The sequence below is a fragment of the Stenotrophomonas sp. JAI102 genome (assembly GCF_013409105.1).
Taxonomy (GTDB): domain Bacteria; phylum Pseudomonadota; class Gammaproteobacteria; order Xanthomonadales; family Xanthomonadaceae; genus Stenotrophomonas; species Stenotrophomonas maltophilia_AA.
The window spans coordinates 117,374-143,444 of the sequence record NZ_JACCCI010000003.1; the positions used below are offsets into that span (position 1 = coordinate 117,374).

The window sequence follows — 26,071 nt, forward strand, 5'->3', positions numbered from 1 at the left end:
CCTTTGTAGACGGCCCCAAGGACCCCATCGCCGCCGTTGCCGGCGGTGGGGTCGACGAGAGACCCATGAACACGCCCCAGCTGACACCGATCGACCGTCCCACCCTGTCCCTGCCCGATGGGCACACCAGGCTGCTGCTGCATTCGTGCTGTGCACCGTGCTCGGGCGAAGTGATGGAAGCGATCACCGCCTCCGGTATCGACTACACGATCTTCTTCTACAACCCCAACATCCACCCGGTGAAGGAATACGAACTGCGCAAGCAGGAGAACATCCGCTTCGCCGAGAAGCATGGCGTGCCGTTCGTCGACGCCGACTACGACACGGATAACTGGTTCTCGCGTGCCCGCGGCATGGAGAACGAACCCGAGCGCGGCATCCGCTGCACGATGTGTTTCGACATGCGCTTCGTGCGCACCGCGCTGTATGCGCACGAACATGGTTTCCAGGTGATCAGCAGCTCGCTGGGCATCTCGCGCTGGAAGGACATGAACCAGATCAACGATTGCGGCCACCGCGCCGCCGCGCACTACCCCGGCATCCAGTACTGGGATTACAACTGGCGCAAGGGCGGCGGTGCCGCGCGGATGGTGGAGATCAGCAAGCGCGAACAGTTCTACCAGCAGGAATACTGCGGCTGCGTGTACTCGCTGCGCGACGCCAACCGCCACCGCCGCGAGACCGGACGCGAGCGGATCAAGCTGGGGGTGCTGTATTACGGCGATGGCACCTCCCGGCAGGGCGACGCCGACTGACCGTTACAGGGGCGTCGGCTAGACTGGGCGCCCCCACTGTCGTGAAGCCGCCATGAGCCGTTACCCCGCCGATGTCGCCCTGGTCGTGATCGACCTGCAGCCGGACTTCATGCCCGGTGGCGCGCTGGCCTGCGTGGACGGCGATGCGATCGTACCGGGCATCGCCGCGGTGCTCGCCGAGCGCCATTACCGCACCGTGGTGGCGACCCAGGACTGGCATCCGGCCGACCATGCCTCGTTCGCCCGCCAGCACCCGGGCCACCTGCCGTTCGAGGCGATCCTGCTGCACGCGCAGCCGCAGACCCTGTGGCCGGACCACTGCGTGCAGGGCAGTCTGGGCGCTGCATTGCACCCGGGCGTGGACTGGACCGTGGCCGACCTGATCCTGCGCAAGGGTACCCGGCGCGAGGTGGACTCCTACAGCGCCTTCCGTGAGAACCATGGCCCCGACGGCACCCGCCCGGCCACCGGACTGGCGGGCTGGCTGCATGAGCGCGGCATCCGCGAGGTGCATGTATGCGGCCTGGCGCGCGATTACTGCGTGCTGTGGAGCGCCCAGGACGCGGTGAAGTCCGGGTTCCGGGTGAAATTCCTGTGGGACCTGACCCGGCCGGTCACCGAGGCCAATGACGGCATGGTGCGTGAGGCGCTGGCCAAGGCGAAGATCGCGGTTGTCTGACGGGCGAACCCGGGCGCCGGCCGGAAAGCGTACCCACCAACGGTGGGTACCTACCGGATCAAAGCGCAGGCAGCATCAGGCAGCCGGCACCACATCCCGTCAGCGGAACACGACGGTGCGATGCCCGTTGCGCAGGATGCGATGCTCCACATGCCGGCGTACCGCGCGGGCCAATACCTGCGATTCGGTATCGCTGCCCAGCCGCACCAGGTCGCGCGGCGTCATCGCATGGTCCACGCGCGCGACGTCCTGCTCGATGATCGGGCCTTCGTCCAGATCCGGGGTCACGTAGTGCGCGGTCGCACCGATGATCTTGACCCCGCGGGCGTGCGCCTGGTGGTACGGCTGCGCGCCCTTGAAGCTGGGCAGGAAGCTGTGATGGATGTTGATCGCGCGCCCGGCCAGGGCCTCGCACAGGCGCGGCGACAGAATCTGCATGTAGCGCGCCAGCACCACCAGGTCGATCTGCTCGCGTTCGACCAGGTCGATGATCTGCTGCTCCTGCACGGCACGGTTGTCGGCGTTGACCGGCAGGTGATGGAACGGCACGCCATAGGAGCCGGCCAGGGCGGCGAAGTCCTCGTGATTGGAGGCCACCGCCGCGATGTCCACCTGCAGCTGCCGGCTGTGCGCACGGAACAACAGGTCGTTGAGGCAATGCCCCTGCTTGCTCACCAGCACCAGCAGGCGCGCACGACGGCGGGCGTCATGCAGCTGCCAGTCCATCCCGAACTCGGCGGCCAGCGTGCCCATGCGCGCTTCCACGTCACCCAGCGACTGCGCGGCGGCACGGTCGAAATGCACACGCAGGAAGAACCGGCCGCTCTCGTCGTCGCCGAACTGCTGGGCATCGAGGATGTTGCAGCCCAGCTCGAACAGCAGGCCGGACACACGGTAGACGATCCCGGTACGGTCCGGGCATGACAGGGTGAGGATGGAATCGGGGCGCATCCGACCAGTGTAAGCGAGCACCGCCGGGCTGCGGACGATGCTCTCAGATGCAACCAAGGGCAGTGGCCCAGCCCCTACACCGCCGCCGGATCCACCTTCTCCACATCGATGCCGTAGCGGTCGATCGCCACCTGCAGCCGGGCCCGTTCGATCCGGCCCTCGTCGGCCAGCGACTTGAGCGCGGCGAGCACGATGAAGTGGCGGTCCACTTCAAAGAACGTACGCAGTGACTCGCGCGTATCCGAGCGGCCGAAGCCATCGGTGCCCAACGCGGTGAAGCGGCGGCTGTCGATGAAGGGGCGGATCTGGTCGCCGACGATCTTCATGTAGTCGGTGGCCACGATCACCGGGCCCGGGTGCGCGCCCAGGCATTGCTGCACATACGGCACCCGCGGCTCCTCCACGGGGTGCAGCAGGTTCCAGCGCTCCGCCGCCAGGCCATCACGGCGCAGTTCGGTTAGGCTGGTGGCGCTCCACACGTCGCTGGCGATGCCGAAGTCCTGCAGCAGCAGGGTGGCCGCGGCTTCCACTTCGCGCAGGATCGCGCCGCTGCCCATCAGCTGCACGCGCAGTGCCGGGTCACTGTCGGCGACAGCCGGGTGCAGCAGGTACAGGCCCTTGAGGATGCCGGCTTCGCTGCCTTCCGGCAGTGCCGGGTGCGGATAGGCCTCGTTGAGCACGGTGATGTAGTAGTAGATGTCTTCCTGGTCCACGTACATCCGGCGCAGGCCGTCCTGGATGATCACCGCCAGTTCGAAGTTGTAGGTCGGGTCGTAGGACACACAGCTGGGGATCACCGAGGACAGCACGTGGCTGTGGCCGTCGTCGTGCTGCAGGCCCTCGCCCATCAGCGTGGTGCGGCCGGAGGTGGCGCCGAGCAGGAAGCCACGGGTGCGCGCGTCCGCAGCGGCCCAGGCCAGGTCACCGACGCGCTGCAGGCCGAACATCGAATAGAAGATGTAGAACGGAATCGTGGCCAGGCCGTGGTTGCTGTAGGCGGTGCCGGCGGCGATCCACGAGCAGATCGCACCGGACTCGTTGATGCCTTCCTGCAGGATCTGGCCGTCCTTGGCTTCCTTGTAATAGCTCAGCTGGCCGGCATCCTGCGGCGTGTACAGCTGGCCGAGGTAAGAGTGGATGCCGATCTGGCGGAACAGGCCTTCCATGCCGAACGTGCGCGATTCATCAGGCACGATCGGAATGATCAGCTTGCCCAGTTCGGGATCCTTGAGCAGCGTGGTGAGGATGCGCACGAAGCCCATCGTGGTGGACTGGCCACGCTCGCCACTGCCCTGCAGCTGGGTGGCGAACGCCGACAACGCCGGCACCGGCAACGGATCGACATGGGTGACGCGCGCCGGCAGCTGGCCGCCCTGGGCCTGGCGACGCTGTGCGAAATAGCGCGCTTCGGCACTGCCCGGCGCGGGACGCAGGTACGGCATGTCTTCCAGCTGGTCGTCGCTGACCGGCAGGTCAAACCGATCGCGGAACGCGCGCACGGCGTCGGCGCTCATTTTCTTGAGCTGGTGGTTGATGTTCTGCCCTTCACCGGCCTCGCCCATGCCGAAGCCTTTCACCGTCTTGGCCAGGATCACGCTTGGCCGACCATTGCCGGCGACCGCCTGCGCGTAGGCGGCGTACACCTTCTGCGGATCGTGGCCGCCGCGGGCGAGTGCCCAGATGTCGTCATCGCTCAGGTCCGCGACCAGCGCCAGCAGTTCGGGATACCTGCCGAAGAAATGCTCGCGCACGTAGGCACCGTTCTGCGACTTGAAGGTCTGGTAGTCGCCATCCACGCATTCCATCATGCGTTGGCGCAGCAGGCCGGTGCTGTCCTTGGCCAGCAGCGCATCCCAGCCGCCGCCCCAGATCACCTTGATGACGTTCCAGCCGGCGGCGCGGAAGGTGCCTTCCAGTTCCTGGATCACCTTGGCGTTGCCGCGCACCGGGCCGTCGAGCCGCTGCAGATTGCAGTTCACCACGAACACCAGGTTGTCCAGGCGCTCGCGGCCAGCCACGGAAATGGCGGCCAGCGATTCGGGCTGGTCCATTTCACCATCGCCGAGGAAGGCCCAGACCTTGCGGCCCTGGTGCTCCTTCAGCCCGCGGTATTCCAGATACCGCATGTAACGCGCCTGGTAGGCGGCGGTGAGTGGGCCCAGACCCATCGAGACGGTGGGGAACTGCCAGAAGTCCGGCATCAGGCGCGGGTGCGGGTACGAGGACAGGCCGTCGCGGTCGGATTCGCGGCGGAAGTTGTCCATGCGTTCGGGCGCGATGCGGCCTTCGACGAACGCGCGGCCGTAGATGCCGGGCGCCGAGTGGCCCTGGATATAGATCATGTCGCCGTCGAAGGTATCGGTGCGGCCACGGAAGAAGTGATCGAAGCCGACGTCGTACAGCACCGCCGCGGACTGGTAGGTGGCGATGTGGCCGCCCACGTTGGAGTGCTTGCCGGCGCGCAACACCATCACCATCGCGTTCCAGCGGATCATCGCGTTGAGGCGGCGCTCGATACCGAGGTCGCCCGGATAGGCCGGCTGGCGTTCGACCGGAATGGTGTTGGTGTAGGCGGTCCACACGCGGCCATGCAGGTCGCCGTGGCGCGCCGTGTCCAGCTCGCTCAGCTGGTCCATCAGGTAGTGCGCGCGCGGGCGGCCGGCGGCGTGGATGACCGCCTCCAGCGACTCACGCCATTCCTGGGTTTCCTGCGGGTCGGTATCGAGGGGGGCGAGCGCTGGGTTCATGTGCATCTCCGGGAAAGGCGGCCAGGCCGTGCGCAGGACGCGACGGCAGCGGGGGCGGCACAGCGCGGAAGCGGCGTCGCCCGGGCAACAGAGCCGGGCGAGCGGGCAACCTGGCGGTTGCAGGACAGGCACGATAAGCAGCCGCCGCCGGGGCGGGTAGACCGGATGGGCTTGGCGCTTTATAAAGAAATTCTTTCCAATGGAGCGAGAGAATGGCGGCCAGCATGAACATTCTCCAGTCAATCCGCAGCTTCATCCGGACCGCCGATGCCGGCAGCCTGGCCGCGGCCGCGCGCACGCTGGGGGTCAGCCCGGCGGCGGTCGGGCAGAACATCGCTCGCTTGGAAGCCCATCTGGGCGTGCGCCTGCTCAACCGCACCACGCGCACGCTGGCCCTGACCGAACGCGGCGCGCTGTACCTGGCCCAGGTGCGCCATATCGAGCGCGACCTGCAGCGCGCCCAGGCCGCGGTGACCGACCTGGATGCCACGCCCGAAGGCCGGCTGCGGATCGCCAGCAGCACCGCGTTCGGCCGGCACGCGCTGGCGCCGTTGCTGCCCGCGCTGCAGGCCCGGTTCCGACGCCTGGCGATCGAACTGCTGCTCACCGACCGCAGCGTGGACCATGCGCACGAAGACGTGGACGTCAGCATCCGGATCGAGCCGCAGCTGGAGGAAGGCCTGGTGGCGCGGCCGATCGCGCAGGTGCCGTTCGTGTTCTGCGCGGCGCCCTCGTACCTCGCGCGGGCCGGCATCCCGCTGACGCCGGAGGCGCTGCGCGAGCATCGTTGCCTGCTGTTGCGCTACCCGCTGGACGGGCGCTACCTGCCGTGGGGCTTCGTGCGCGATGGCATGCGTTTCGATGCCGAGGTGACCCCGGCGCTGGTCAGCGACGACATCGATGCGCTGGCCGCGATGGCGGTAGCCGGCGGCGGCATCACCCGGCTGGCGGCGTTCGTGGCCGCGCCCTATCTCGCGCGCGGCGAGCTGCAGGCGCTGTTCGAACCCGGCGATGCGGCGAGCACCCAGGCCTCACCGGAGCCGATGCGGTTGTTCCTGTGCGTCAGCGATCGCCGCGATCTGACGCCCAAGGTGCGGGCGCTGATGCAGCACATCATCGAGGGGCTGCCGCCGGCGTGGCGGGTGGATGCCGGCTGAGTGCAGGGTCACCCGGAGGCCGGCCAGCGGCCGGCACTCCCGTCAGCGTGTCAGCGTTCCGGCGCGATGAACACACCGCGGGCTTCGCGCGGCTCGCAGCGCAGGTACTGCGGTGCCGGGGCGACCGAATCGCCCAGTGCCGCAGCAGCATGCCACGGCCAGCGCGGGTCGTAGAGGATGCCGCGGGCCAGCGCGATCGCATCGGCATGGCCGTGACGCAGGATCGATTCGGCCTGCGAGGGCTCGGTGATCAGGCCCACCGCGATGACCGGCATGCGCAGCTTGTGCGCCTTGATCGCCTGCGCGAACGGCACCTGGTAGCCCGGCGACAGCGGGATCTGCTGGCGCGGATCATTGCCGCCGCTGGAGACGTGCAGGAACTGGCAGCCGCGCGCATCCAGCACGTGCGCCAGGGTCGTGGTCTGTTCGATATCCCAGCCGCCGGCCACCCAGTCGCTGGCGGAGATGCGCACACCGACCGCGATCCGATCGGAGACGGCCTCGCGCACGGCGTCGAACACGCGCACCAGCAGGCGCATGCGGTTTTCCAGCGAGCCACCGTACGCGTCCTCGCGGCGGTTGCTCAGCGGCGACAGAAACTGGTGCAGCAGATAGCCGTGCGCAGCGTGCAGTTCGATCAGGTCCATGCCGACGCGTTCGGCGCGACGGGCCGCAGCCGCGAAGGCGTCGACCACCGCATCGATACCGGCCAGATCCAGTTCGGTCGGCGTCGGATCGGTCTTGGCGAACGGCAGCGCAGACGGCGCGACCGTGGGCCAGGCGCGCGGATCGGACGGGTCCATCGCGCCGCCGCCTTCCCACGGCTTGTTGACCGAGGCCTTGCGGCCGGCATGGCCCAGCTGCACGCCCAGCGGCATCGGCGACCACTGCTTGACCGAGGCCACGACCGAGGCCAGCGCGGCTTCGGTGGCGTCATCCCACAACCCCAGGTCGGCCCAGCTGATGCGGCCTTCCGGCAGCACGGCGGTGGCTTCCAGGATCAGCAGGCCGGCGCCGGACTGCGACAGCTGCCCGAGATGGATGCGGTGCCAGTCATTGGCAAGGCCGTCGACGCAGGAGTACTGGCACATCGGCGCGATCACGATGCGGTTGGGCAGGGTCAGCGGACCGAAGGGGATGGAGGAGAAGAGCTGGCTCAAGGGGGGAACTCGGGAAGAGGAAATGGAACCGGGCGCCATTGCACTCCTGTGCGGCGGCGGAGGCAACCGTGCCAATGGATCAGTGTTTCGTAGCGGCTCAGGCGGCAGCGGTTCCTGGCAGCAGGAAGGCCAGCGCCTCGGCGCAGGATTGGTCGACTTTCAGGCTCAACAGCGCGTCCGCGCGGGTAAGCCCGCGGTTGAGCGCGGCGATCGGCAGCCCGGCCTGGGCCGCGGCCTGCACGAAGCGGAAACCGGAATACACCATCAGCGAGGAGCCGACCACCAGCACCGCATCGGCCTGCTGGAGATGCGCGTGGACGGTCGCGACCCGCTCGCGCGGCACGCTTTCGCCGAAGAACACCACGTCCGGCTTCAGCACGCCGCCACACAGCGGGCACGCCGGCACCTGGAAGGCGGAGAAATCCATCTCCAGATCGGCATCGCCATCGGGCGCCTGCCCGGCGTCAAGATGCTCCCAGCCGGGGTTGAGCGCCAGCAGCCGGTGCTGGAACGCCTCGCGCGGGGTGCGTGCTTCACAGCCCATGCAGCGCACCTGGTCGAGCCGCCCATGCAGATCGATCACCGCCTCGCTGCCCGCCCGCTGATGCAGGCGGTCGACATTCTGGGTAAGCAGCAGCTCGACCTGGCCACGGGCTTCCAGCGCGGCGAGCGCGGCATGCGTGCCGTTCGGCTGGGCCCAGCCGAACCGGGGCCAGCCCAGCAGGCTGCGCGCCCAGTAGCGCTGGCGCGTGGCCAGCTCGCCCATGAAGGCCTGGTAGGTGACCGGCGGGCTGCGCTTCCACTGCCCATCGGCATCGCGGTAATCCGGGATGCCCGAATCGGTGCTGCAGCCGGCGCCCGTCAGCACGAACAGGCGCTGGGCGCGGTCGATGAACTCGGCGAGGGGGGTGCTCATGATCAGCAGATGGGGGCGCGGGCGTGGAGAGGCAATCGTTGGCCGCTCACGGACCCGGGATGTCGCCCGGCAGCGGCGGAACGGTGGTCGGATGGCCGTCGGCATCCAGCGCGATCATCACGAAGTGCCCGCGCGTGCAGAGCTTGCGCTCGCCGTTGTGCAGGTCCTCGGCGATCAGTTCGACCTCGACCTTCATCGAGCTGCGCCCGACCTCCACGATGCGGCCGACGGTCTCGACCATCTGGCCGATGCGGATCGGCAGCTTGAAATCGACCTGGTCCGAGCGCGCAGTGACCACGGTGCGGCGCGAGTAGCGGGCGGCGGCCAGGAACGCCGCCTTGTCCATCCACGCCAGCGCCTGACCACCGAACAGGGTGCCCATGTGATTGGTGTGGTTGGGGAACACGATCTCGGCCATGCGGACTTCGATGGGCGGGATGGTCTCTGGAATGGGGGTCATGGCGGGGGCCGGGAGTGGTGTGGGGTGGCGCGGATGATACGACAGGGGGTGGTGGGTCGCGTAGAGCACAACAAAAAGCCCCGGAACATGTCCGGGGCTTTTCGGAATCACTTCGTAAGCGTCAGATCAGAACGACATGTCGAACGACACTTCGCCCTTCACGCCCACCTGGTAGGCCGAGGAACGACGCTCGAAGAAGTTGGTCAGCTCCTGCACGTCCTGCAGCTCCATGAAGCTCAGCGGATTGCGCACGTTGTACTTCTTCTCCATGCCCAGGCGATGGAAATGATTGTCCGCGCAATGCTGCAGATACTGGCGCATGTCGCGCGTCGAAATGCCCGCCACGCCGCCCGACAGCACGTCCTCGGCGAACTGCACTTCGCACTCGATCGCCTCGGCCAGCATGTCGTACACCTGCTGCTTCATCGCATCGTCGAACAGGTCCGGCTCTTCCTCACGGATCACGTCCACGCACTCGAACGCGAACTCCATGTGCGCGCTCTCGTCGCGGAACACCCAGTTGGTGCCCGAGGCCAGACCGTTGAGCAGACCGCGCGAACGGAAGTAGTAGACGTAGGCGAAGGCCGCGAAGAAGAACAGGCCCTCGATGCACGCCGCGAAGCAGATCTGGTTGAGCAGGAACTGGCGACGCTCGTCACGGGTCTCGATGCGCTTCAGGTTCTGGATCGAATCGATCCACTTGAAGCAGAAGTCCGCCTTCTTCTTGATCGAATCGATGTTCTCCACCGCGTCGAACGCCTTGGCACGCTCGTCCGGATCCGGCAGGTAGTTGTCGAGCAGGGTCAGGTAAAACTGCACGTGCAGCGCTTCTTCGTAGAGCTGGCGCGACAGGTACATGCGCGCTTCCGGCGCATTCAGATGCTGATACAGGTTCAGCACCAGATTGTTGGACACGATCGAATCGCCGGTGGCGAAGAACGCGACCAGGCGGTGGATCAGGTGGCGCTCGCCCGGCGACATCTTGCCGTGCAGGTCGCTGATGTCGATCTGGAAATTGATTTCCTCGACCGTCCAGGTGTTCTTGATCGCGTTGCGATACATGTCATAGAACTGCGGGTAGCGCATCGGGCGCAACGTCAGTTCAAAACCTGGATCGAGCAGCATTTGACTCGGCTTGTCGGCCATGGTGTTTCGTCCTTCTTGGCGACTACCGACCAACGGTCGGTAGCTACCGAATGTGTGATTTTCCGGCGGAACCGGTGTTCCCGGGTAGGCAACGACCGTCCGTCGGTGCACCCGGCGGTGCCGGCCCGGTGGGCCGGCACGCCTTGTTTACTGGCACGCCTCGCAGCTTTCCGGGTTTTCCAGCGAGCAGGCGACGGCTTCGACCGGGGTGTAGCTGCTGACGGTCGTCTTCGCGATCTTGGTCGCCGGGCGCGAACGCAGGTAGTAGGTGGTCTTGATGCCCTGCTTCCAGGCGTACATGTACATGGAGGACATCGCGCCGATGTTCGGGCTTTCCATGAACAGGTTGAGCGAGGCGGACTGGTCGATGAACGCGCCGCGGTCGGCGGCCATGTCGATCAGCGAACGCATCGGCAGTTCCCAGGCGGTGCGGTACACGTGGCGCAGCGTTTCCGGGATCTGGGTGATGCCCTGGATCGAGCCTTCGGCCAGCTTGATCGCGTCGCGCATTTCCGGGGTCCAGTGGCCGAGCTTCTTCAGCTCGTTCACCAGGTAACGGTTGACCTGCAGGAAGTCGCCGGACAGCGTTTCGCGCTTGAACAGGTTGGACACCTGCGGCTCGACGCACTCGTAGCAACCGGCGATCGAGGCAATGGTGGCGGTCGGGGCGATCGCGATCAGCAGCGAGTTGCGCAGGCCGTGTTCCTTGATGCGCTCACGCAGCGCATCCCAACGCGCGGTGTCTTCCGGCACCACGTTCCAGGCATCGAACTGCAGCTCGCCGCTGGCCGCACGGGTGTCGGCGAAGGACGGATGCTTGCCGCGTTCCTGGGCCAGCTCGCACGAGGTTTCCAGCGCGTGGAAGTAGATCGTCTCGGCGATCTTCTTCGACAGCGTACGGGCTTCGGCGCTGTCGAAGGCCAGGCGCTTGCGGAAGAACACGTCCTGCAGGCCCATGCAGCCCAGGCCGACCGGACGCCAGCGCAGGTTGCCGCGGCGGGCGGTTTCGATCGGGTAGAAGTTCAGGTCGATCACGCGGTCAAGCTGGCGCACGGCCAGGCGCACGGTGTCGGCCAGCTTGTCGAAATCGAACTCACCTTGGCCGTCGAAATGATTGCCCAGGTTGATCGAGCCCAGGTTGCACACCGCGGTCTCTTCGGCCGAGGTGATTTCCAGGATTTCGGTGCACAGGTTGGACAGGTGGATCACGTTGCCCGGACGCAGGGTCTGGTTGCTGGCGCGGTTGCACTTGTCCTTGAAGGTCATCCAGCCGTTGCCGGTCTCGGCCAGGGTACGCATCATCCGCGAGTACAGCTTGCGTGCGGAGATCGTGCGCTGGGCCTTGCCCTGGGCTTCGGCCTGCAGGTAAGCCTGCTCGAAGGCTTCGCCGAACAGATCGGTGAACTCGGGCACCACGCTCGGATCAAACAGCGACCATTCCTGGTCGGCCTCGACGCGCTGCATGAACAGGTCCGGCACCCAGTTGGCCAGGTTCAGGTTGTGCGCACGGCGCGATTCGTCACCGGTGTTGTCACGCAGCTCGAGGAAGTCCTCGACGTCGGCGTGCCAGGTTTCCAGGTACACACAGGCCGCGCCCTTGCGCTTGCCGCCCTGGTTCACCGCCGCCACGGACGAATCCATGGTCTTCAGCCACGGCACGATGCCGTTGGAATGACCGTTGGTCGACTTGATCAGCGAACCACGCGAACGCACGCGGCTGTAGCTGACGCCGATGCCGCCGCTGAACTTGGACAGCTGCGCGATGTCGCCGTACTTGGCGTAGATCGACTCCAGCGAATCCTGCGGCGAATCCAGCAGGAAGCACGAGGACAGCTGCTCATGCGTGGTACCGGAGTTGAACAGCGTCGGGCTGGACGGCAGGTAATCCAGGTTGCCCATGCGCTTGTACAGCGCCAGGGTTTCCGGCACGTCTTCGCTCAGCGCGCTGGCGATGCGCAGGAAGAACTGCTGCGGGGTCTCGATCACCTTGCGGGTGTGCGGATGACGCAGCAGGTAACGGTCGTACAGGGTACGCAGACCGAAGTAATCGAAATGCAGGTCCAGCGACGGATCGATCGCGTCATTGAGCTTGCGGGCGTTGATCTGCACGAAGTCGAGCAGGCGCGCGTTGATCAGGCCCACTTCGTGGCCGCGGCCGACCGACTGCGAGAACGCATGGATTTCCTGGCCGGACACTTCCTTGGCGATGAAGTTGGCCAGCAGGCGCGCGGCGAGGCGGCCGTATTCCGGTTCTTCACCGATCAGCAGCGCCGAGGTGCGGATCGACAGTTCGTCCAGCTCCTGGGTGGTCGCGCCGTTGTACAGGCCGGAGATGGTCCGGGTCGCCACGCGCATCGGATCCACTGCATGCAGACCTTCGCAGCAGCGCTGGACAGCGCGCACGATCTTGTTCAGGTCCACCAGTTCGGTCGTGCCGTTGCGCTTGGTCACGCTCATGGCGGTCGCGGTGGGCGGCGAGGTCAGCAGGAATTCGCTTTCCTTATCGATGTCGGTGCTGGTTTCGATGCTCACGGCGTTTTCCTCTTGGCGTGATTGGAAGTGGTACAGCGTCGCCTGCGTTGCAGGCCGAACCGGCGCACGGATCTACAGGGTGGACCTGCGGCGTCGCAGGAGCCGCGACAGCGCAGGCAGGCCTGCGGGCGGATTCCCCTGCGTCACCGGTCCTCTCCCCCCGGAGAGTCGTGCGACCGGCACCACACGCTGTACGTGCGTGCGGTTGTCAGTAGGTCTTCAGGCCATCGGCGTGAAGGCGATACACCCGTCGACTTGTGGTCGGCGGGACCGACGGCCACAAGATAGTGGGGGTACCAGGTGTCGTCAACGCCAAATGTAGTGAATTTCCCTAATCCCTTGCGGCGCAAGGACCGGGCCGGAAAGGCGTCCGACGAACGGTCTGGACCTGTCGAAAGCGAGTGCGCAGTCAAGGGCGGATGACCGGATTGTCCTCCTCGAAAACAGAACAACGGGCGCTCACATGACCCTAACGAATGGCCGCGGGTCAGGGTGACTTCCGACCCGCGGCGGGGTCGCCGCGGGGTGCCACGCTCCGATGCGTCTCCTTTATATGAACGCGACCATGCGCCTGCCCCTGACCGGATGTCTGATGTTGGGCCTGACCCTGGCTGGCACCGCCGCTGCCGGCGAGAGCAAGGCGCCGGCGCTGTCCTCGCGCCAGTGCGGGGTGAGCACGCCCTACAACGTGCTGGTGGACAGCGGCGGGATCTGGCTGCGCAACCGCGAGCAGGTGCCGACGGAGATCTTCTTCCACGATGGCGAGCTGAACATCGACCGCCAGCCGATCCCGGTCAGCGACGCCGACGCCCAGCGGCTGCGCCAACTCGAATGGGGCACCCGCCAGCTGGTGCCTGCCGTGGCCGGGGTGGCCGGGGAGGCCACGGATATCGCCTTCGATGCGCTGGGGGCCACGGTGGAGATCATGACGGGCAGCCGTCGCAAGGCACGCGAGGTGGAAGGGCTGCGCAAGGATGCCCACGATTACGTCGGCCGTACCCTGGGCCGTGGGATCTGGGAGCAGGACCTGTTCGGTACCCAGTTCGAGGCCAGGATCGAGCAGGCCGCCGAGTCGATGTCGGCCTCGCTCGCCCGTGGCGTGATGTGGACGATGCTGACCGGCGGCTCGGATCGGATCGAGGCGCGCGCCGAGAAGATGGAGGCCGACCTGGAGCGTCGCATGGACGTCCGCGGGCAGGCGCTGGAGGCGCAGGCCCGGTCGCTGTGCACGCAGGTGCTGGCGCTGGATGCGATCCAGCAGTCGCTGGAGGTGCGCTACCAGGGCAAGCCGCTGGCGATGATGGTGATGGACCGCGAGGAGGACGCGGCCACGCCGATCGCGCACGAACAGCCGCGCGGGGACGCGCTGGTGTTGCCGCCGTTGTAGAGAGCATCCACGCATGGCGTGGATCTACATCACGGCCTGTCCGGGCCCGGCGTGGATTTACGCGCGGTGCGGGGTGCCCAGGTATTCGGCGCTCTGCATTTCGATCAGGCGCGAGGCGGTACGTTCGAACGCGCCCTGCAGGCGGACGCCCGAATACAGCGCCACGGGGGAATCGGTCGCGGTGCAGACCAGGTTGACGTGGCGGTCGTACAACTCGTCGATCAGGTTGACGAAGCGGCGCGCGGCATCTTCGTTGAGTTTGTCGAAGTGCGGGATGTCGCCCAGCAGCACGGTGTTGAACTCGTGCGCGATCTCGATGTAATCCGAGGGGCCGCGCGGGCCTTCGCAGAGCGCCTTGAAATCGAACCAGACGATGCTCTTGCCGCGCCCGCGCACCGGAATCTTGCGCGCCTCGATCTCGATGTTGCCCGCCTTGGCCGGCTGCCCACCGCTGAGCTCGGCCCAGCGGCCGGCGAGCCAGGCATCGCTGCCGGCGTCGATCGGGGACTGGTACACCGGCGAGCGGGTCAGCGCGCGCATGCGGTAATCCTCGGTGCCTTCGGCGTAGAGCTCCACACAGTAGGTCTGCAGCAGCCCGATCGCGGGCATGAAGCTGTCGCGCTGCAGGCCGTTGAGATACAGGTTTTCCACAGCGGTGTTGGAGGTGGTCACCAGGGTCACGCCCTCGGCGAACATGCGCTCGAGCAGGCGCGCCAGCAGCATCGCATCGCCGATGTCGGTGACGAAGAACTCGTCCAGCACCAGCACGCGCAGCTTGCTGCGCCACTCCTGGGCGATCTTCGCCAGCGGATCGCTCTGCCCCTGGTGCTCGCGCAGGCGCTCGTGGATGCCGCGCATGAAGCGATGGAAATGGGTGCGGTACTTCTGTTCGATCGGCAGCCCGTCATAGAACAGATCGACCAGGAAGGTCTTGCCGCGCCCCACCCCGCCCCAGAAATACAGGCCCTTGACCGGCTCGGGCTTCTTCCAGAATGCGGAGAGGCGATCCAGCCAGCCGTCCTGCGCGCTGTCGACCAGCGCGAGATGGATGCGATCCAGCTCGGCCAGGGCGGCGTGCTGGGCCGGGTCGTTCTGCCATTCGCCCCGGGCCACGCCATCGGCGTAGCGCTGCGACGGGGTCATCACGGTGTCGCTCATGCCGCGTCGGGGGCCGCGTCGGGGGCAGGATCCGGCAGCCACTGCTTGACGCCGTGGATGAGCGCGCCGCGCAGGTCGACGATCTTGCGGTGGAAGAAGTGGCTGGTGTCGGGCATGCGCACCAGTTCGTGCGGTGCATCCAGACCGTCCAGCCAGTCATAGACCGCCTGCGGATCGACGATCTCGTCTTCCTCGCCCTGGATCACCAGCCACTGGGCCGGCGGCTGCATGCCGTCGAAGTCCCAGCGCCCGGCGGGCGGCGCGATCGAGATCAGCGTGGTCGGCTGCAGGTCGCCCGCCGCGCGCAACGAGACGTACGCACCGAAGCTGAAACCGGCCAGCCACAGCGCCTGGCCCGGCCGCTGCGCACGCACCCAGGCGGCGACGGCCTTGAGATCGTCCTGCTCGCCCACGCCGTTGTCGAACGTGCCGGCCGAGTCGCCGACGCTGCGGAAGTTGAAGCGCACGGTGGCGATGCCCAGGTCGCGCAGCGAGCGCGCGGCCATGGTCACCACCTTGTTGTGCATGCTGCCGCCCTCGGTGGACAGGGGGTGGCAGACGATCGCCACCACCGGCTGTTCCGCGACATCGGCCTCGGGCAGATCAACCACGACATCCAGCGGACCGACCGGTCCGTCCAGCGTCAGCGCACCGCTTTCTTGGGGAAATGGGGGATTGTGCATGGCGTCATAATACCGTCCCTCCGCGTGCTTCACCGCCGCCCCCGCCGGATCCGTACATGCACTATCTGGTTTTCAGCGTTCTCTGCAGCGTGCTGGTCTCGGTCCTGCTGAAGCTGGCGCCGCGCCAGCGGCTGGACATGCCGCAGGTGGTGACCTGGAATTACCTGGTCGCCAGCGTGCTCAGCGCGGTGCTGCTGCAGCCCTCGCTGGCCTCGCTGCAGAGCGCGCATGCGCCGTGGGCCGCCCTGCTCTGCCTCGCCGTGGCGCTGCCGGCGATCTTCCTGATGATGGCCCGCGCGGTGACCCGCGCCGGGATCGTGCGCAGCGATGTGGCCCAGCGCTTGTCGCTGCTGCTTTCGCTGCTGGCCGCGTTCCTGGTGTTCGGCGAGACCGCCAATGGCTGGAAGCTGGCCGGACTGGGCCTGGGCCTGCTGGCGATCCTGGGCATCAGCGTGCGCCCGCGCGCCGGGGCGGCCGAGCCCACCGGCGGGCGGGCCTGGCCGTGGCTGCTGGCGGTGTGGGTGGGCTATGCGCTGGTCGACATCCTGCTCAAGAAGGTGGCCTTGTCGGGCACGCCCTCGATGGCCGCACTGCTGGCCAGCTTCAGCCTGGCCTTCGTGCTGATGCTGGCGCTGCAGGTATGGCGCCACCTGCGCGGCATCGCCCGCCTGCAGTGGCGCAACGGGGTCGGCGGCGCCCTGCTCGGCCTGCTCAACTTCGGCAACATCCTGTTCTACGTGCGCGCCCACCAGCACCTGCCGGACAGCCCGGCGGTGGTGTTCGCGGGTATGAACATCGGCGTGGTGGTACTGGGTGCGCTGGTGGGCATCGTCGGTTTCGGCGAGCGCACCAGTGTGTGGAACCGGGTCGGCCTGGCGCTGGCCGTGGTGGCGATCGGGTTGATCGCGTGGGGCACGTGGTAAGCGATTGATGCGGTGCCGGCCAGCGGCCGGCATTACCCGGGCAACGCGAAGGTGACCGGGCGTGCCGGCACACCCGTGCGGTATCAGCGATCAAACCCCAGCAGCAGCGGATCATGGTCCGAGCTGCGCCATGGGCCGGCTTCGTTGCGGTCGCGGTAGCCGACATCGTCGGCCTCATCGGCATTGATGTGCCACTCCGCTGCCGCGCGCAGGCGCCGCGCCATGCCCGGGCTCAACAACGCGTGGTCCAACCGGCCAGTCATGCCGTTATAGACATAGCTGTAAGGCCGTTCGACCTTCGCCACCGCGAACGCATCCCGCCAGCCGGCGGCGTGCAGGGTGCGGATCGGGTCTTCCATCGCATACGCGTTGAAGTCGCCCAGCAGCACCGCATCACGGGTGCCGGCACCGGTCGGGTCGCTTGCCAGCCACTGGTCCAGCAGCGTGGCCGAGGCAACGCGGGTGGCGTTCCAGCAGGCCTGGCCGTCCTTCTGGTCGGCGTCCGCGCCGGTCGCTTCCGAGCAGCCCTTGGACTTGAAGTGATTGGCCACGACCACGAACGGCGCACCCTTGCCGGCGCGGAAGGCCTGCGCCAGCGGCACACGACTGCGCTCGCCGAAAGGCTCCTGCTCCAGCACGGCGGGGGCACCGACCGGGGTCACCCGCGAGGCGCGGTAGAGGATGCCGACCCGGATCGGGTTGTCACCCGGGCCCTGTTTGGCATCGATGAAACGCCAGTCGGCCTCTTTGCCGCGATCCGCATTGAGCGCGTCGACCAGCTGGGCGATCGCCGACTGCGGGCCGTAGCCATCGTTCTCCAGTTCCATCAGCGCGGCGACATCGGCACCGAGGGCGTTGATGGTCGCCACCAGTTTGGCCTTCTGCGCCTGGTGCTCGGCCAGGGTGCGGGCGCCGCGCAGGGTCGGGTAGCCACCGCCCTGGCCATCGCCATTGAAGAAGTTCTCGAGGTTGAACGCCGCCACGTGCAGGGCGCCCGCCACCACCGGCACCGCCGGGCGCTCCAGCGTGGGCAGGTTCAACGGACGGGTCACCTGCAGGCGGGTGTTGCCCTTGGGATCGATGCGGACGATGCCTTCGACATTGCGCAGGACCATGCCGGTGCGCAGGTTTGCGGCCATCGGCAGGTACGCCACCGGGCCGGGATCGCGGGCATCGCTGCCATCATCCAGCACCAGCCGGCGATGCAGGTTGTCGGCCACCACCTGCGCATGCCCCGCCGTGCCCGGTGCGGCCACTTCGCTCGGCTGCCAGAGGCGGCCGCCGAAGGCCACGGTCAGCTCACCGAACCGCGACAGCCCATCGGTGCCGGCCAGGGTCAGCGGCGCGGCGATGCGGACCTGCTGGCCGTCCAGCGTGCGCCAGTCGGTCGGCGGCGCGGTCAGGGTGACCGTGGCCGACGTGGTCGGCGCCGGACGCACCTGCGGCGAGGTGGCGGGCTGCGGCTGGGCGGCATGGACCGCGCCGGACAACGCCAGCGCGAGGGCGAACACGAGGGGGGTACGGCGCATCGGAAGCAGGACTCCAGGGAAGTGCGACAAGGCTAACCATATAAAGTGAAACGCCGCCCTTCGGCGGCGTCGGTGGCCTGATCCGGCAAAGCCGTCATTTCAGGTTGGCGAGCATCCAGTCGACCGTGGCATGGATCTGCTCCTCGGTCAGCGCCGGATTACCGCCTTTGGGCGGCATGATGCCACCGTCCGGGCCGGTGTAGCCCTCCACGGCATGCTTGTAAAGCGTGTCCTTGCCCTGGGCGATGCGCGCATCCCAATGCCCATGGTCCAGGGTCGGCGCCTTGCCGACGCCATTGGTATGGCAGGCGGTGCAGAGGTTGTCGTAGATCACCTTGCCGTCGGTGGTGCCGCCATAGGCCACCTGCGAGGCGGCTTTGACCAGCGCGGCAGCGTGAGCGGCGGCCTGGGCGGCGGCGCCGGTGCTGCCCGCATAGACCGCACCGGCGGGCGCGATGCGCTGTTCGGTGCGCTTGGCCGCCATCGGCGAGACTTCCGGGGGAATGCTGGTATGCAGGTAGGCCGCGAAGATGATCAGGCCAAGTGTGATGGCCATCAGCAGCGCGATGACCATGGAAAAGCGTTTCAGGAACTCGAGGTCGTAATTCCGCACTCTCTATACCCCTGGCTGGTAGTCGTTGGACCACGGCTTGTCGTCGGAGTATGACCAGCGTCGGCGGCGCTGCGCAAGCGACCGCCGGGTGTCGCAATGCAGCATCGGCGCGGCTCAGGCGCCGGCGGCGCGCAGGCAGAAAACACAGATCGACTCGACCAGCGCATCTTCGTCGCCGTGCGCGTCGCGGCTCAGTGCGGTCGGGCCGACCAGCGCCTCGGTGAACGCGCCCACGATGCAGGCCGCGGCGACATGGGTGTCCTGTTGCGGGAAAGTGCCTGCCTCCACGCCATCGGCGACGATGCGCCGGAACACATCGCCGAACAGGCGGCGGCAGCGGATGCGCTCGGCTTCCACTTCGGGATCGACCGGCTCGGCGATGAAGGCATAGGCCAGCCCGGGGCCGGCCAGCGCGCGCCGCACGAAGGCGGTGATCGCCCGGCGCAGGCGCTCCGGCGCGGGCAGCGGCTCGGCCGCGATCGCCTCGAAGATGCGCAGCTCGTGCTCGACGGCGGCGGTCAGCACCTCGACGAACAGCTCGGCCTTGGACGGGAAGTGCCGGTAGATCAGGCCGGTGGAGACCCCGGCTTCGGCCGCCACGGCGGTCACCGGCGCATTGCGGTAGCCGCCGGCCGCCACCAGCGCACGGGTCGCCAGCAGGATGCGTTCGCGGGCGCCGGCAAGGCGTTCTTCCATCAGGGCGGAGCGTTTATAGGCCATTTGTTGATTCTATGTTCAATTTTTGAATTTGTGTTCACTTCTTTATCGAACCCGGCTACGCTGGGGGTACATCGCCCGCGGGACGGCCCTGTCAGCCCGTCCATTCTCCCGGCGCGTCCCATCCCTTGTTGTTGCGGAGTCGCCCATGCACGTCCCGACCATGAACTTCGATCTCGGCGAAGAGATCGACCTGCTGCGCCAGAGCGTGGCCCATTTTGCCGCCGCTGAAATCGCGCCGCTGGCCGCCCAGGCCGACGAAGAGAATCTGTTCCCCAATGCGCTGTGGCGCAAGCTCGGTGAGCAGGGCCTGCTCGGCCTGACCGTGGAAGAGGAATACGGCGGCAGCGGCATGGGTTACCTCGCGCACGTGGTGGCGATGGAAGAGATCTCGCGGGCCTCCGGCGCTATCGCGCTGTCCTACGGCGCGCACTCGAACCTGTGCGTGAACCAGCTGCGCAAGAACGGCAACGAAGACCAGAAGCGGCGCTACCTGCCCGGCCTGTGCAGCGGCGAGCTGGTCGGCGCGCTGGCGATGAGCGAACCGGGCGCCGGCTCGGACGTGGTCTCGATGAAGCTGCGTGCGGACAAGCGCGGTGATCACTACGTGCTCAACGGCAACAAGATGTGGATCACCAACGGCCCGGATGCCGATGTGCTGGTGGTCTATGCCAAGACCGATCCGGATGCAGGCGCCAAGGGCATCACCGCGTTCCTGATCGAAAAGGGCATGAAGGGCTTCTCCACGGCGCAGAAGCTGGACAAGCTCGGCATGCGCGGCTCCAACACCTGCGAGCTGGTCTTCCAGGATTGCGAAGTGCCCGAAGCCAATGTGCTCGGCATGGTCGGCGGTGGCGTCAAGGTGCTGATGTCCGGTCTGGACTATGAGCGCGTGGTGCTCTCCGGTGGCCCGCTCGGCCTGATGGCCGCGGCGATGGATGTGGTGATGCCGTACGTGCACGAGCGCAAGCAGTTCGGCGAGGCGATCGGCACCTTCCAGCTGATCCAGGCCAAGCTGGCCGACATGTACGTCGGCCTCAACGCCTGCCGCGCCTATGTGTATGCGGTGGCACGCGCCTGCGACCAGGGCCGCACCACGCGCCAGGATGCAGCCGGCGCGATCCTGTACTCGGCCGAGAAGGCCACCTGGCTCACCGGCCAGGCGATCCAGATCCTCGGCGGCAACGGCTACATCAACGAGTACCCGACCGGTCGTTTGTGGCGCGATGCCAAGCTGTATGAAATCGGCGCCGGTACCTCCGAGATCCGCCGCATGCTGATCGGCCGCGAACTGTTCCAGCGCACCAAGTAAGGGCCCTGCCATGACCGTACTGAGCACCCAGCTGCAACCGGGCAGCGACACCTTCGAGGCCAACCGCGCCGCACTGCAGGCGGTGGTCGACGACCTGCGCGCCACCCTCGCGCAGACCGCGCTGGGCGGCAGCGAAGCGGCACGCGCCAAGCACACCGCACGCGGCAAACTGCTGGTGCGCGACCGCATCGATGCCCTGCTCGATCCGGGCAGCGCGTTCCTGGAAATCGCCCCGCTGGCCGCGCACGGCATGTACGGCGATCCGATCCCCAGCGCCGGCGTGGTGGCCGGCATCGGCCGGGTCTCGGGCGTGGAGTGCGTGATCGTGGCCAACGATGCCACGGTCAAGGGTGGCACCTACTACCCGATGACGGTCAAGAAGCACCTGCGCGCGCAGGAAGTGGCCGAACAGAACCGCCTGCCCTGCATCTACCTGGTGGATTCCGGCGGCGCGTTCCTGCCGCTGCAGGACGAGGTGTTCCCGGACCGCGATCATTTCGGCCGCATCTTCTACAACCAGGCCAACCTTTCCGCGCAGGGCATCCCGCAGATCGCCTGCGTGATGGGCAGCTGCACCGCCGGTGGCGCCTACGTGCCGGCGATGAGCGATGAAACGGTGATCGTGCGCGAGCAGGGCACCATCTTCCTCGGCGGCCCGCCGCTGGTGAAAGCGGCCACCGGTGAAGTGGTCACCGCCGAAGAACTGGGCGGTGCCGACGTGCATACGCGCATCTCCGGCGTCGCCGACCACATGGCCGACAACGACCTGCAGGCGCTGGCCCGGGTCCGCGCGATCATCGCCCAGCTCAACTGGCGCAAGCCCGAGCCGGCGCTGGCAGTGCAGGCCCCGGTGGAACCGCGGCATCCGGCGCACGAGCTGTACGGCGTGATCCCGGCCGACACGCGCAAGCCCTACGACGTGCGCGAAGTGATCCTGCGCCTGGTCGACGATTCGCGTTTCGATGAGTTCAAGCCGCGCTACGGCAACACCCTGGTCACCGGCTTCGCGCATCTGCACGGCTACCCGGTGGGCATCATCGCCAACAACGGCATCCTGTTCTCCGAGTCCGCGCTGAAGGGCGCGCACTTCATCGAACTGTGCACGCAGCGCGGCATTCCGCTGGTGTTCCTGCAGAACATCACCGGCTTCATGGTCGGCCGCAAGTACGAACACGGCGGCATCGCCAAGGACGGCGCCAAGCTGGTGATGGCCGTGGCCTGCGCCAAGGTGCCCAAGTTCACCGTGGTGATCGGCGGCTCGTTCGGCGCCGGCAACTACGGCATGTGCGGCCGCGCCTACTCGCCCAACTTCCTGTGGATGTGGCCGAACGCACGCATCGGCGTGATGGGCGGCGAGCAGGCCGCCAGCGTGCTGGCCACGGTCAAGCGCGATGGCATCGAAGCCAAGGGCGGGCAGTGGTCGGCCGAGGAAGAAGACGGCTTCAAGTCGCCGATCCGCGAGCAGTTCGAATCGCAGGGCCACCCGTACTACGCCAGCGCCCGCCTCTGGGATGACGGCGTGATCGATCCGGCCGACACCCGTCGTGTGCTGGGCCTGGCGCTGTCGGCCAGCCTCAACGCCCCGGCGAAGAAGACCGACTTCGGCGTGTTCCGCATGTAATGCACGGGCGGTGCCGCCTGGCACCGCCGCCCCTGGCCCGCGCAACGAGACCACCATGTTCACCAAGATCCTGATCGCCAACCGTGGCGAAATCGCCTGCCGCGTCATTGCTACCTGCCAGCGCCTGGGCATCGCCACCGTGGCGGTGTACTCCGACGCCGACCGCAACGCGCGCCATGTGCGCCTGGCCGACGAGGCCATCGCGATCGGCCCGGCGCCGGCGCGTGAGAGCTACCTGCGCGGCGACGCCATCCTGGAGGCCGCCCGCCGCACCGGCGCGCAGGCGATCCATCCCGGCTACGGCTTCCTCTCGGAGAACGCCGGCTTCGCGCAGGCCTGCGCCGAGGCCGGCATCGTGTTCATCGGCCCCTCCGCTGCGGCGATCCGCGCGATGGGCGACAAGAGCGCGGCCAAGGCACTGATGCAGCAGGCCGGCGTGCCGCTGACCCCGGGCTACCACGGCGACGAGCAGATCCCCGAGTTCCTGCGCCAGCAGGCCGACAGCATCGGCTACCCGGTGCTGATCAAGGCCAGCGCCGGCGGCGGTGGCAAGGGCATGCGCCGCGTGGATGACAGCGCGACCTTCACCGAGGCGCTGGCCAGCTGCCAGCGCGAGGCGCAGTCGGCGTTCGGCAACGCCCACGTGCTGGTCGAAAAGTATGTCGAGCGCCCGCGCCACATCGAGATCCAAGTGTTCGGCGACAGCCACGGCAACGTGGTGTACCTGTTCGAGCGCGACTGCTCGGTGCAGCGCCGCCACCAGAAGGTGCTCGAAGAAGCGCCCGCCCCGGGCATGACGCCCGAGCGCCGCGCCGCGATGGGCAAGGCCGCCGTCGATGCCGCGCGCGCGGTCAACTACGTCGGCGCCGGCACGGTGGAGTTCATCGCCGGGCCCGATGGCGATTTCTACTTCATGGAAATGAACACCCGCCTGCAGGTGGAGCACCCGGTCACCGAGTGCATCACCGGCACCGACCTGGTCGAGTGGCAGCTGCGCGTGGCCAGCGGTGAGCCGCTGCCGCTGCAGCAGGATCAGCTGCAGATCCGCGGCCATGCACTGGAAGCACGCCTGTACGCCGAAGACGCCGACCGCGGTTTCCTGCCGTCCACCGGCACCCTGCGCCACCTGCGCCTGCCGGCCAACACCGCGCACGTGCGCGTGGACGCCGGTGTCGAACAGGGCGATGCGATCACCCCGTTCTACGACCCGATGATCGCCAAGCTGATCGTCTGGGATGTCGATCGAGATGCTGCCCTGCGCCGCATGCAGCAGGCGCTGGTCGAATGCGAAGTGGTCGGCGTGACCACCAATGCCGCCTTCCTGCGCCGGCTGGTGATGACCGATTCGTTTACCCAGGCCAAGCTGGACACCGCGCTGATCGAGCGCGAGCAGGCCGCACTGGCCCCCAACGATGGCGACAGCGATCCGGCGCTCTGGGCGCTGGCCGCGATGGCCGGCGTGGCCACCAGCGAGGCGGCCCACCGTGACGCGCGTGACCCGCACTCGCCGTGGCAGGCCCAGGATGGCTGGCGCCTTGGCGCGGCCGCCGCACGCGCGCTGACGCTGGAGCACCGGGGTGCACAGCGCAGCGTGGCCGTGCAGGGCGCGGGCGAACAGTGGACCGTCCACATGGACGGCAACGCGCTGCAGGGCAGCGGCCGCCTGGCCGGTGATGCGCTGCGCGTGCAGATCGGCGAGCAGCTGCACCGTGCCACCGTCATCCGCGACGGCAATGAGCTGTACCTGTTCGGCAGCGAGGGCGTGCAGCGCTTCACCCTGCATGATCCCGTCAGCGAAGCGGACCAGTCCGTCGCCGATGCCGGCAGCCTGGTCGCGCCGATGCCGGGCCGTATCGTTGCCACGCTGGTGGCACCGGGCACGGCGGTCAAACGCGGCGCGCCGCTGCTGGTGCTGGAGGCGATGAAGATGGAGCACACGCTGCAGGCACCGGCCGATGGCATCGTGCAGGGTTACCGGGTCAAGGCCGGGGATCAGGTGGGTGATGGGGCGGTGCTGGTGGATTTCGAGGCGGCGTAGTTACCCGCACTGCGGCCGGCCGGATCAAATTCGGCCGTGCTGCGCTCTACCGCACGGTAGCCCACACCGCAGATCGCCAGCGCGCCCTGTTCCACGCCATCCAGGCCAAAGGCCTGGTCCACGTCACCTTCGTTGATGGCTGCGGTCACAAAAGCACCCAGGCCTGCTTCCGTGGCCGCCAGGTACACCATCTGCGAGATGTGTCCTGCGTCCAGCGTGAGCGCACGATACGCCTTGGCGTGGTTGCGATACTTCCAGAAGCTGCGTCCAAAACGAGGGGCGAGCACGATCAGGACCGGCGCATCGGCGAACCATTCCTGCCCCGATACCATGGTGCGAGCCAGCGATGGCAGCGTGGGAACGGGCGGCGATGGCAACGCCAGAAGCGCGTGGTCCAGCGCGTGATAGTGGTAGAGGCCGGGCGCGAGCCCGTCGACGCGCTGTACCAGCAGCCATACCTCGGTCGGGTGCAGACCCCCGCCCGAAGGGACGTTTTTCTTCAGGATCAGCATGTCCTGCTCGACCTGCAGCGCGGCGTGGGCCATGACGCTGCGCTGGAGGAGCTGGGCCAGCATCGGGAGCGGCAGTGCACGCCCGGGATCGAAGTTGCGACAGGTGGTTCTGGCCGCCAGCAGGGCATCGAACGGGGATTCCTGCACGTTCGGCAGCGGCTGGTACTGGCCCTCCAGAGGATGCACGGCAGGCGGCGGCGCACCCAGCGTCCTGCGCAGACCGACTGCGGTATCCAGGCCCTGCCCGCGCATGTCCGAAACGCTGTCCACGCCCTGCCAGCGCGAGTGCCGGTGCGCCACGGCGGACAGCGGCCACCAATGTGCGTCCTTGATTCGCTGGTCGCGCGCCAGAAGGTCTGCGTGTTCCGGCTGATCGCCCAGCAGCAGGCCGTTGCTCAGCAACTGGCCCCAGCGGGGATCGGCCATGTCCTGCGCCGACAACGTCCGCCACTGCGTTGCGCTGGTGCGGCCAAGCAGTTCGCTTTGCCCGGCGTCGATCTCCACCGGGCCATCCAGGTGCCCCGCAAGCGCCAGCCAGACATGGGTGCTGTTGGCCTCGGTGTTGCCACGCAGAAGCGCCTGCAGGCCGAACGAGACGGTTTCGCGCGGCTCCAGCAGTAGATGGGTACAGCGGCGAACGCGCATCGATCTTCCTGTCGTAATGCAGAGGTAAGCTTATCCCGATGTGCGGTGACCGCACACCGAGGCCTCCGCCGGTGCGTTGTGCTCAACCGGGGAGCGCTTGTGCCGATAGAACACTCTCTTGCCCTGGAAATCGACCATGACGCCTGCTCCCGCCCAGCTCACCCCGACCCAAGCCATGCTGCTGCTCGACCATCTGATTGGCGATACGGCGTTCCGCACGCTGTTTTCCGCCGATGGCGCGGCAGCGCTGGCCTCGATCGGCATCGACCCCGACGGCTGCACCGACTGCCTGGCTGTCGTGGACCTCGCCACGCCTTCGGAACTGCTCGCGCTGCGCAGCGAACTGGAAACCTATCTGAGCACGCATACCGCGTCGATGACGGTGGTGTTCTGTTTCGAAGCTGGCAAGGTTGGCGACACCATCAGCTGA

At 67.5% G+C, this 26,071-nt stretch carries 22 protein-coding genes; 9 read left to right on the top strand and 13 right to left on the bottom strand.

All coding sequences use genetic code 11. The annotated features are described in order from the left end of the window. Nucleotides 1-65 precede the first annotated feature (65 nt). Both HDC96_RS13780 and pncA read left to right on the top strand, forming a co-directional pair. Nucleotides 66-755, top strand: coding sequence for an epoxyqueuosine reductase QueH (locus HDC96_RS13780; RefSeq protein WP_179460501.1), 690 nt, complete (start codon nt 66-68; stop codon nt 753-755). A 52-nt stretch (nt 756-807) separates the two neighbouring features. Beyond that, nucleotides 808-1,434 carry a bifunctional nicotinamidase/pyrazinamidase gene (gene pncA / locus HDC96_RS13785; RefSeq protein WP_179460502.1) on the top strand — a complete coding sequence of 209 codons (627 nt, stop codon included), beginning with the start codon at nt 808-810 and terminating at the stop codon, nt 1,432-1,434. 99 nt (nt 1,435-1,533) lie between these two features. Here pncA and purU read toward each other — a convergent pair whose 3' ends face one another. Both purU and aceE read right to left on the bottom strand, forming a co-directional pair. Further along, on the bottom strand, nt 1,534-2,385 hold the full coding sequence (gene purU / locus HDC96_RS13790; RefSeq protein ID WP_179460503.1) for a formyltetrahydrofolate deformylase: 852 nt from the start codon (nt 2,383-2,385) through the stop codon (nt 1,534-1,536). Between the two features lie 74 nt (nt 2,386-2,459). Continuing rightward, a complete protein-coding gene (gene aceE / locus HDC96_RS13795) occupies nt 2,460-5,132 on the bottom strand; it encodes a pyruvate dehydrogenase (acetyl-transferring), homodimeric type (protein ID WP_179460504.1) in 2,673 nt (890 codons plus the stop codon). A 224-nt stretch (nt 5,133-5,356) separates the two neighbouring features. Here aceE and HDC96_RS13800 point away from each other — a divergent pair, with 224 nt between their 5' ends. Continuing rightward, nucleotides 5,357-6,289 carry a LysR substrate-binding domain-containing protein gene (locus HDC96_RS13800; RefSeq protein WP_179460505.1) on the top strand — a complete coding sequence of 311 codons (933 nt, stop codon included), beginning with the start codon at nt 5,357-5,359 and terminating at the stop codon, nt 6,287-6,289. A 50-nt stretch (nt 6,290-6,339) separates the two neighbouring features. Here HDC96_RS13800 and HDC96_RS13805 read toward each other — a convergent pair whose 3' ends face one another. The 5 genes from HDC96_RS13805 to HDC96_RS13825 all read right to left on the bottom strand — a co-directional run bounded on the left by HDC96_RS13805 (nt 6,340) and on the right by HDC96_RS13825 (nt 12,503). Further along, complete coding sequence (locus HDC96_RS13805; protein WP_179460506.1) at nt 6,340-7,488, bottom strand: NADH:flavin oxidoreductase/NADH oxidase; 1,149 nt, start codon at nt 7,486-7,488, stop codon at nt 6,340-6,342. A gap of 58 nt (nt 7,489-7,546) precedes the next feature. Then, on the bottom strand, nt 7,547-8,365 hold the full coding sequence (locus tag HDC96_RS13810) for an NAD-dependent protein deacetylase (protein WP_179460507.1): 819 nt from the start codon (nt 8,363-8,365) through the stop codon (nt 7,547-7,549). A 46-nt stretch (nt 8,366-8,411) separates the two neighbouring features. Continuing rightward, nucleotides 8,412-8,825: an acyl-CoA thioesterase gene (locus HDC96_RS13815; RefSeq protein WP_123731098.1), complete on the bottom strand. Its 414-nt coding sequence runs from the start codon at nt 8,823-8,825 to the stop codon at nt 8,412-8,414. A gap of 126 nt (nt 8,826-8,951) precedes the next feature. Next, nucleotides 8,952-9,971 carry a ribonucleotide-diphosphate reductase subunit beta gene (locus HDC96_RS13820; protein ID WP_179460508.1) on the bottom strand — a complete coding sequence of 340 codons (1,020 nt, stop codon included), beginning with the start codon at nt 9,969-9,971 and terminating at the stop codon, nt 8,952-8,954. Between the two features lie 147 nt (nt 9,972-10,118). Beyond that, nucleotides 10,119-12,503, bottom strand: coding sequence for a ribonucleoside-diphosphate reductase subunit alpha (locus tag HDC96_RS13825; protein WP_179460509.1), 2,385 nt, complete (start codon nt 12,501-12,503; stop codon nt 10,119-10,121). A 592-nt stretch (nt 12,504-13,095) separates the two neighbouring features. Here HDC96_RS13825 and HDC96_RS13830 point away from each other — a divergent pair. Further along, nucleotides 13,096-13,890 (top strand): DUF2884 family protein, encoded by a 795-nt coding sequence (locus tag HDC96_RS13830; protein WP_179460510.1) that lies wholly within the window; start codon nt 13,096-13,098, stop codon nt 13,888-13,890. Nucleotides 13,891-13,947: 57 nt separating this feature from the next. On the opposite strand, the gene zapE is transcribed toward HDC96_RS13830, so the two are convergent. After that, nucleotides 13,948-15,048: a cell division protein ZapE gene (gene zapE, locus HDC96_RS13835; RefSeq protein WP_179460511.1), complete on the bottom strand. Its 1,101-nt coding sequence runs from the start codon at nt 15,046-15,048 to the stop codon at nt 13,948-13,950. Next, entirely contained in the window at nt 15,045-15,731 is a 687-nt protein-coding gene (locus HDC96_RS13840) for a CocE/NonD family hydrolase (protein WP_179460512.1), read from the bottom strand. The genes zapE and HDC96_RS13840 overlap by 4 nt, the downstream gene beginning before the upstream one ends. A gap of 56 nt (nt 15,732-15,787) precedes the next feature. Between HDC96_RS13840 and HDC96_RS13845 the strand changes: the two genes are divergently transcribed. After that, the gene (locus HDC96_RS13845; protein ID WP_179460513.1) at nt 15,788-16,654 is read left to right on the top strand and encodes an EamA family transporter; all 867 of its coding nucleotides are present in this window, start codon (nt 15,788-15,790) and stop codon (nt 16,652-16,654) included. A gap of 83 nt (nt 16,655-16,737) precedes the next feature. On the opposite strand, the gene HDC96_RS13850 is transcribed toward HDC96_RS13845, so the two are convergent. From HDC96_RS13850 to HDC96_RS13860, 3 genes are all read right to left on the bottom strand, one after another. Continuing rightward, nucleotides 16,738-18,183, bottom strand: a complete 1,446-nt coding sequence (locus HDC96_RS13850; RefSeq protein ID WP_179460514.1) for an ExeM/NucH family extracellular endonuclease — start codon at nt 18,181-18,183, stop codon at nt 16,738-16,740. 94 nt (nt 18,184-18,277) lie between these two features. Next, entirely contained in the window at nt 18,278-18,796 is a 519-nt protein-coding gene (locus HDC96_RS13855) for a c-type cytochrome (RefSeq protein WP_070474313.1), read from the bottom strand. A gap of 114 nt (nt 18,797-18,910) precedes the next feature. Continuing rightward, nucleotides 18,911-19,516: a TetR/AcrR family transcriptional regulator gene (locus tag HDC96_RS13860; RefSeq protein WP_176990198.1), complete on the bottom strand. Its 606-nt coding sequence runs from the start codon at nt 19,514-19,516 to the stop codon at nt 18,911-18,913. A gap of 145 nt (nt 19,517-19,661) precedes the next feature. Here HDC96_RS13860 and HDC96_RS13865 point away from each other — a divergent pair, with 145 nt between their 5' ends. The 3 genes from HDC96_RS13865 to HDC96_RS13875 are packed head-to-tail and all read left to right on the top strand — an operon-like array spanning nt 19,662 to nt 24,484. Continuing rightward, a complete protein-coding gene (locus HDC96_RS13865; RefSeq protein WP_179460515.1) occupies nt 19,662-20,825 on the top strand; it encodes an isovaleryl-CoA dehydrogenase in 1,164 nt (387 codons plus the stop codon). 10 nt (nt 20,826-20,835) lie between these two features. Further along, the gene (locus HDC96_RS13870) at nt 20,836-22,446 is read left to right on the top strand and encodes a carboxyl transferase domain-containing protein (protein ID WP_070474306.1); all 1,611 of its coding nucleotides are present in this window, start codon (nt 20,836-20,838) and stop codon (nt 22,444-22,446) included. A gap of 55 nt (nt 22,447-22,501) precedes the next feature. Beyond that, nucleotides 22,502-24,484 (top strand): acetyl/propionyl/methylcrotonyl-CoA carboxylase subunit alpha, encoded by a 1,983-nt coding sequence (locus tag HDC96_RS13875; protein ID WP_179460516.1) that lies wholly within the window; start codon nt 22,502-22,504, stop codon nt 24,482-24,484. Here the strand turns inward: HDC96_RS13875 and HDC96_RS13880 are convergent. After that, nucleotides 24,439-25,641 (bottom strand): putative peptide maturation dehydrogenase, encoded by a 1,203-nt coding sequence (locus HDC96_RS13880; protein WP_179460517.1) that lies wholly within the window; start codon nt 25,639-25,641, stop codon nt 24,439-24,441. The genes HDC96_RS13875 and HDC96_RS13880 overlap by 46 nt on opposite strands. A gap of 136 nt (nt 25,642-25,777) precedes the next feature. Between HDC96_RS13880 and HDC96_RS13885 the strand changes: the two genes are divergently transcribed. Next, nucleotides 25,778-26,071 (top strand): NHLP-related RiPP peptide, encoded by a 294-nt coding sequence (locus tag HDC96_RS13885; protein WP_179460518.1) that lies wholly within the window; start codon nt 25,778-25,780, stop codon nt 26,069-26,071.